Annotated in this window: 9 protein-coding genes; 4 read left to right on the forward strand and 5 right to left on the reverse strand. The window is 68.8% G+C overall.

Annotated features, from left to right (window positions below; genetic code table 11):
* The first annotated feature begins 3 nt into the window (after positions 1-3).
* From pdxA to OC534_RS08620, 4 genes are all read left to right on the forward strand, one after another.
* Positions 4-984: a 4-hydroxythreonine-4-phosphate dehydrogenase PdxA gene (pdxA, locus tag OC534_RS08605; RefSeq protein WP_136003728.1), complete on the forward strand. Its 981-nt coding sequence runs from the start codon at positions 4-6 to the stop codon at positions 982-984.
* Entirely contained in the window at positions 981-1,814 is an 834-nt protein-coding gene (gene rsmA, locus OC534_RS08610; RefSeq protein ID WP_017356468.1) for a 16S rRNA (adenine(1518)-N(6)/adenine(1519)-N(6))-dimethyltransferase RsmA, read from the forward strand. The genes pdxA and rsmA overlap by 4 nt, the downstream gene beginning before the upstream one ends.
* A gap of 68 nt (positions 1,815-1,882) precedes the next feature.
* On the forward strand, positions 1,883-2,266 hold the full coding sequence (apaG, locus tag OC534_RS08615; protein ID WP_017356467.1) for a Co2+/Mg2+ efflux protein ApaG: 384 nt from the start codon (positions 1,883-1,885) through the stop codon (positions 2,264-2,266).
* A gap of 13 nt (positions 2,267-2,279) precedes the next feature.
* Entirely contained in the window at positions 2,280-3,287 is a 1,008-nt protein-coding gene (locus OC534_RS08620) for a symmetrical bis(5'-nucleosyl)-tetraphosphatase (protein ID WP_136003726.1), read from the forward strand.
* Between the two features lie 33 nt (positions 3,288-3,320).
* Here OC534_RS08620 and OC534_RS08625 read toward each other — a convergent pair whose 3' ends face one another.
* From OC534_RS08625 to OC534_RS08645, 5 genes are all read right to left on the reverse strand, one after another.
* On the reverse strand, positions 3,321-3,812 hold the full coding sequence (locus tag OC534_RS08625) for a dihydrofolate reductase (protein ID WP_262071664.1): 492 nt from the start codon (positions 3,810-3,812) through the stop codon (positions 3,321-3,323).
* Positions 3,813-3,914: 102 nt separating this feature from the next.
* Positions 3,915-4,445, reverse strand: a complete 531-nt coding sequence (locus tag OC534_RS08630; RefSeq protein WP_017356028.1) for a hypothetical protein — start codon at positions 4,443-4,445, stop codon at positions 3,915-3,917.
* 120 nt (positions 4,446-4,565) lie between these two features.
* On the reverse strand, positions 4,566-5,360 hold the full coding sequence (locus OC534_RS08635) for a thymidylate synthase (RefSeq protein ID WP_262071665.1): 795 nt from the start codon (positions 5,358-5,360) through the stop codon (positions 4,566-4,568).
* Positions 5,357-6,247, reverse strand: coding sequence for a prolipoprotein diacylglyceryl transferase (lgt, locus tag OC534_RS08640; protein WP_017356026.1), 891 nt, complete (start codon positions 6,245-6,247; stop codon positions 5,357-5,359). The genes OC534_RS08635 and lgt overlap by 4 nt, the downstream gene beginning before the upstream one ends.
* A 51-nt stretch (positions 6,248-6,298) precedes the next feature.
* On the reverse strand, positions 6,299-6,787 hold the full coding sequence (locus OC534_RS08645; protein WP_017356025.1) for a TPM domain-containing protein: 489 nt from the start codon (positions 6,785-6,787) through the stop codon (positions 6,299-6,301).
* Between the last annotated feature and the right edge of the window lie 103 nt (positions 6,788-6,890).

Below are 6,890 nucleotides of genomic sequence, written 5' to 3' on the forward strand. Positions count from 1 at the left end.
TCGATGATCCCGCAGCTCGCGCTGGTACCGGGCGAGCCGGCCGGGATCGGTCCGGAACTCTGCCTCCGCCTCATCCAGCAGCCGCGCACCGATTGCCGGCTGCTCGCCTTCGCCGACCCGGACACCCTGCGGGCGGCGGCGGCGGCACTCGCGCTGCCCCTGCAGCTTCTGCCTGAAGACGCCATCGCCCGCCAGCCGGGCGATCTGCCGTTGTGCGAGGTGCGCAACACCACCCCGTCGCGCTTCGGCGAACCGGATCCGGCCAATGCCGGCGCCGTGATCGGCGCCCTCCTCCAGGCCGGCCAGGCCTGCCTGGACGGTCGTCTGGACGGCGTGGTCACCGGCCCGGTGCACAAGGCCGTGATCAACCAGGGCGGCATCGCCTACAGCGGCACCACCGAGCTGCTGGCCGGCCAGGCCGGGGTGGAGGTGGTGATGATGCTCGCCAACGACATCGTGCGCGTGGCCCTGGCCACCACGCACCTGCCCCTGCGCGCGGTCGCCGATGCGATCACCGCCGAGGGCCTGACGGCCACCCTGCACACCGTGCACGCCGCGCTGCGCCGCGAGTTCGGCATTGCCACGCCACGCATCGCCGTGCTCGGGCTGAATCCGCATGCCGGCGAGGACGGGCACCTGGGCCGCGAGGAGCTGGACCTGATCATCCCGCTGCTCGACCGGCTGCGGGCGCAGGGCATGGACCTGGTCGGCCCGCTGCCGGCCGACACCGCCTTCCTGCCGGCCAGACTGACCGGCTTCGACACCGTGCTGGCCATGTACCACGATCAGGGCCTGCCGGTGCTCAAGTACAGCGGCTTCGAACAGGCCGTCAACATCACCCTGGGCCTGCCCTACCCGCGCGTGGCGGTCGATCACGGCACCGCGCTGGAGCTGGCCGGCCGGGGCATCGCCGATCCCTCCAGCCTGCTTGCCGCCACGTCCCTGTGTGCCCGGCTGGCGCGCCAACGTAAACTGGTGCCATGACTTCCCCGTATTCCCCCTCCGCCGCCGGGTTCACCGCGCCGGCCAAGAAGCAGCTCGGCCAGCACTTCCTGGCCGATCGCAGCTACATCGACAAGATCGTGCTGGCCGTGAACCCCAAGGACGACGACCGGCTGGTCGAGATCGGCCCGGGTCAGGGCGCGATCACCCTGCCGCTGCTGCGCCGCCATCCGCGCCTGACCGTGATCGAGTTCGACCGCGACCTGATCGCACCGCTGACCGCCGCCGCCGCGCCGTTGGGCGAGCTGACCATCGTGCACCGCGACGTGTTGCAGGTGGACTTCACCGAGCTGGCCGACGGCGGGCAGATCCGCCTGGTCGGCAACCTGCCCTACAACATTTCCTCGCCCATCCTGTTCCATGCAATGGAACACGCTGCGGTGATCCGCGACATGCACTTCATGCTGCAGAAGGAAGTGGTGGACCGCATGGCGGCCGAACCCGGCAGCAAGGTCTATGGCCGGCTGAGCGTGATGCTGCAGGCCTGGTGCAGGGTGACCTCGCTGTTCGTGGTGCCGCCGGGTGCGTTCCGGCCGCCGCCGAAGGTGGATTCGGCCGTGGTGCGGCTGGTGCCGCGCGATCCGGCCACGGTCGGCATCCTCGACCGCAAGCGCTTCGCCGATGTGGTCCGGGCCGCCTTCGGGCAGCGCCGCAAGACCCTGCGCAACGCACTCAACAACGTGGTCAGCGCCGCACAGTTCGAGGCCGCCGGCGTGCGCAGCGATGCCCGCGCCGAACAGCTCGAGGTGGCGCAGTTCATCGCGCTGGCCAACGTTCCGCACCTGGACGGCGACGACGTACCCCAGGGTTGAACGCGACGCCACGCGCCAGCCTGCGCTGCGCTCACCTCAACCTGCACAACACCCTCTAAACTGCCTGCATGAACGACGCTGCAAACTATGCGATCTCGGTCGAGGTCGCTCCGCGCTTTCTCGACGACCAGTCCACGCCGGAGGACGGACGCTATGCGTTCGCCTACACGATCCGCATCCACAACGAGGGCCGGATCGCGGCGCGGCTGGTGGCGCGGCACTGGCGCATCACCGATGCCAACGGCCGTATCGAGCATGTGGATGGCGATGGCGTGATCGGCGAGCAGCCGCGCCTGCGGCCGGGTGAAGACTTCCGTTACACCTCCGGTGTCATGCTGGAAACGGAACACGGCACGATGCAGGGGCACTACGACATGGTGGCCGACGACGGCACCGAGTTCGCCGCACCGATCGCGCCGTTCGTATTGACCGTTCCGCGCACATTGCACTGATGGAGGCGCACGCATGAGTGTCTGGGCCATCGGCGACCTGCAGGGCTGCTACGACGTCACCCAGCGGCTGCTGGAGAAGATCCGCTTCGATCCGGCGGTGGATACGCTGTGGTTCTGTGGCGACCTGGTCAACCGCGGCGGTCAGTCGCTGGAAACGCTGCGACTGGTGCATTCGCTGCGCGACAGCAGTGTGGTGGTGCTCGGCAACCACGATCTGTCGCTGCTGGCCGTGGGCGCGCGGACCGAAGAAGAGCAGCGCAAGGTCAACCCGGATCTGCTGCGCATCGTGCAGGCCGAGGACCGCGACGTCCTCCTGGACTGGCTGCGGCTGCAGAAGCTGGCCCACGTCGACCGCGACCTGGGCTGGATGATGATCCATGCCGGGCTGGCGCCGAAGTGGACCACCCAGCTGGCCGAGAAGCATGCCCGCGAAGTGGAGATGCAGCTGCACGGCAGCGGTTACCGCAAGCTGTTCCGCAACATGTATGGCGACAAGCCGGCGTGGTCGCCGGGCCTGTCCGGCTACGACCGCTCGCGCGCGATCATCAACCTGTTCACGCGCATGCGCTACTGCACGCCGCGCGGCCGCATCGGCATCGAGGACAAGGGCACGCCGGGCACCCAGGAACAGGGGCTCTACCCCTGGTTCGAGGTGCCGGGCCGGGTGGAGCGCGACCTCAAGATCGTGTGCGGCCACTGGTCTGCGCTGGGCCTGACCATCACTCAGGGCGTGCACGCCATCGACACCGGTGCGGTGTGGGGCGGCAAGCTCACCGCGCTGCAGCTGGACACCGACGAACTGCGCGTGGTGCAGGTACCCGGCCGCGATGTCCCCAAGCCGGTCTCCGCGCCGCGACCGCCGGCACGCCGGCCGGCCAGCGAAGGCACCTCCGAAGGCCGACCTGCCCGCCAGGGCGGCCCTGGCCAACGTGACCGCCACCGCGGCACGGGTCGCCCGACGCCGCAGGTACAGGCGCAGGCCCATCCCCGGAACGCGGACGTCACCAGCGACAGCGAGTGAGGCCACAGCCGGTCCTGGCGACCGGCCCGTGCTTCAGCGACGGCGGTAGTCCACGAAATCGAACGCCACCGCGTGCCGGGCATCGGCCGGATGGTGTTCGCGCGCCACTTCGACCCACAGCGCCGGGTCAACGGACGGGAAGTGGGTATCGGCGGCGACGACGGTATCCACCCAGGTCAGGTGCAGGTCGGTGGCCTGCGCCATGACCAGGGCGTAGATCTGCCCGCCTCCGATCACGCACAGCTCGTCGGCCCCATCGGCGCGGGCCTGCTGCAGCGCCTGTTCGACCGATTCGACTGCCTGCATGCCCTCGAACGGCACCTCGCCGGTGCGGGTGAGGACCAGATTGCGGCGGCCCGGCAACGCGCGGCCCAGCGATTCGGCGGTACGCCGGCCCATCAGGATCGGCTTGCCCACGGTCAACGCCTTGAAGCGCTTGAGGTCGTCGGGCAACTGCCACGGCAACTGGTTGTCGTGGCCGATGCCGTGCTGGCGGTCGAGGGCGGCAATCAGGGAGAGCTTCATGGCAGGTCGAATCCGGGCGGCACGGCGGCGCACAGTATACGAAGTGCCTGTTGGCGCGCGGCGAGGCCACCGGCGGCGAAGCGAAGGGCAGCCGGCTCGACGCTACCGTGCCGCGCAGCGCGCGCGCTCGGCGCGGATTGCGGCGAGCTGGCCGTCGAATCCGGCGATGTAGTCGGCGTCTTCCTCGCGGCGCGCCTGCAGCAGGTCGACGCGGTCGTTGATGACGTCGGCGAGCGCCGGGGTGTCGAGCATCGCCGCCCCGAGCTCAAGCGGGGGCACATGACCAATGCGCCCGTTGAGCCTGCGCAGCTGATCCAGCGAGAACGCCGAGGCGACCACCTGGTCAACCTGCGCCAAGTGCCCCGCTTCCTGCATGGCCGGGCGCAACGGCGCGATGTAGGTCGCCGCGATCGGCGCCAGCGCGGCCTCTGCCGCGTGCCGGCAGGCCTCGGGCAGGCCCTCCGGTTCGTCCCCGGTGAAGTTGTCCAGGATCGACGCCTCGATGTCGTCCAGCAGCGCGCGGGTGTAGATCGCCAGCACGTCGTGATTGAGCCGTTGCGCCAGCGACAGCGCTTCCTCGCCAGGCCCGGCCAGCGCAGGCAGTGCCAGCGCGCCGCATACCAGGGCCGCCACGGCCCGCCACCTCCGATGTGTCACCTGCATCCTTGACCGTCCATCTCCATCTCCAGGGCCGGTCACCCTACACCAGCCCGCGCGCCCGGGGCGAGCCTCAGGCGGCGCCCCCGGCTGCGCTCAGACCGCGACCGGCGCCTTGATTGCCGGGTGCGGGTCGTAGCCGTCGATGCGGATGTCGTCGAACTGGAAGCCGAACAGGTCGGTGACCTGCGGATTCAGCCACAGCGTGGGCACCGCGCGTGGCGTACGCGACAACTGTTCGCGGGCCTGCTCGATGTGATTCGAGTACAGGTGCGCATCGCCCAGCGTGTGCACGAAATCGCCCACGCCCAGCCCGGTGGCCTGGGCGACCATGTGCGTGAGCAGCGCGTAGCTGGCGATGTTGAACGGCACGCCTAGGAAAATGTCGCCGCTGCGCTGGTAGAGCTGGCAGCTGAGCTTGCCGTCGATCACGTAGAACTGGAACAGGTTGTGGCACGGCATCAATGCCATCTGCGACAGTTCGCCCACGTTCCAGGCACTTACCACCAGGCGCCGCGAATCCGGATTGCGCTTGATCTCCTCGACCAGCCACTGCATCTGGTCGATCGAACCGCCGTCGGCGGTGGCCCAGCTGCGCCACTGTCTGCCGTACACCGGACCAAGATCGCCGTTGGCATCGGCCCACTCGTCCCAGATGCGGACCTGGTTGTCCTTGAGGTAGCCGATGTTGGTATCGCCCTTCAGGAACCACAGCAGCTCGTGGATGATCGAGCGCAGGTGCAGCTTCTTGGTGGTGACCAGCGGAAAGCCCTCACCCAGGTTGAAGCGCATCTGCCAGCCGAACACGCTGCGCGTGCCGGTGCCGGTACGGTCGGATTTCTCCGCGCCTTGGTCCAGCACGTGCTGCAGCAGATCCAGATACGGCTTCATGCCTTCGCTCCGGCCGGCGACGCCGGCAGTTGCGGCTGCAGCACCGGCGCGCGGCGCGACAGCACCAGCAGCACCAGGCCGAACACCACCAGCGGCAGGCTCAGCAGCTGGCCGCGGGTGAACCAGTCGAAGGCCAGATACACGCCGTTGTCGGGCATGCGCACGAACTCGACCGCGAAGCGGAAGATGCCGTACATCAGCGCGAACAGGCCCGCGATCACATAGCGATGGCGCGGCTTGGCCGACACCGCCCACAGCACCACGAACATCACCAGGCCTTCCAGCAGGGCTTCATACAACTGCGACGGATGGCGGGCGTACTGATTGAGCGCGCCCGTGGCGAACTGCGCCTTGAGCGTGGCGGCATCGAGCGCATTCAATGGCGCCGGCAGACCGCTGGGGAACACCACACCCCAGGTGCCGTCGGTGTACTTGCCCCACAGCTCGGCGCCGATGAAGTTGCCGATGCGGCCGAAGCCCAGGCCCAGCGGCACCAGCGGGGCCATGAAATCGATGGTGTCGAACAGGTGCAGGCGATGCCTGCGCGACCACCACCACGCCGCGAACAGCACGCCCAGCAGGCCGCCGTGGAAGCTCATGCCGCCATCCCACACCTTGAACAGCAGCAGCGGGTTGTGCAGGAAGTCGCCCAGCGCATAGAACAGCATGTAGCCCACGCGCCCGCCCACCACCACGCCGAGCATGGCGTAGAACAGCAGGTCGGAGAAGCCGTCGGCATTCACCCCCGGCAGGCGCCCGGCCGCGATGCGGCGACGCCCCAGCCACCAGGCCGCCATGAAGCCGAGCAGGTACATGATGCCGTACCAGTGCACTTTGACCGGCCCAAGCGAGATGGCGATGGGGTCGATGTCGTGGAAATAGATCATGGGCGATGCCTTGCAGGTAAGCGGCTATTCTCGGGGTACGGCCGCGCTACCTCAACCGAGCAGTTGGGGGGTGTTGGGCAGACCGTCATCCTTTGACCCGGTGCCGGGCGGATAGTGCCCGGCCAGCAGATCGGACACTTCGTTGATCGCCTGCAGCACCGCGTCCTGCAGTTCACCCTGGCGCAGACGTGCCTGCATGTGGGCGCAGATCGCCTGCCACTGGGCCTGGCCGATCCGCCCGCGCAGGCCACGGTCGGCCACCAGTTCGATCGCGTGGTCGGCCAGCAGCAGGTACACCAGCACGCCGTTGTTGTGCTCGGTATCCCACGTGCGCAACTGGGCAAAGGCGGCTTCGGCGCGCTGGCGCGGGCTGACCCGGTGCCACAGGGCCATCAGCGGCAGGTCGCTTTCCACGGCAAACATCACCTGCCCGCCGTGGCGCCGTTCGCCGGCCGTGATCGCGTCGGTGATCGCCTGCAGCCGGGCTGGCGGGAAGGCGCGCCGCACCGACGGGGAGAAAAGATGTCGCCACCAGCGCATCACCAGCCTCCCGAGGCGCCACCGCCTCCTGAACGTCCGCCCCCTACACATCCCTGACCCTTCCGACCAACCCCCTTCTTAATCACACCGACCGCTCCATCAC

The organism is Stenotrophomonas sp. Marseille-Q5258 (assembly GCF_946900935.1).
GTDB lineage: Bacteria > Pseudomonadota > Gammaproteobacteria > Xanthomonadales > Xanthomonadaceae > Stenotrophomonas > Stenotrophomonas nematodicola.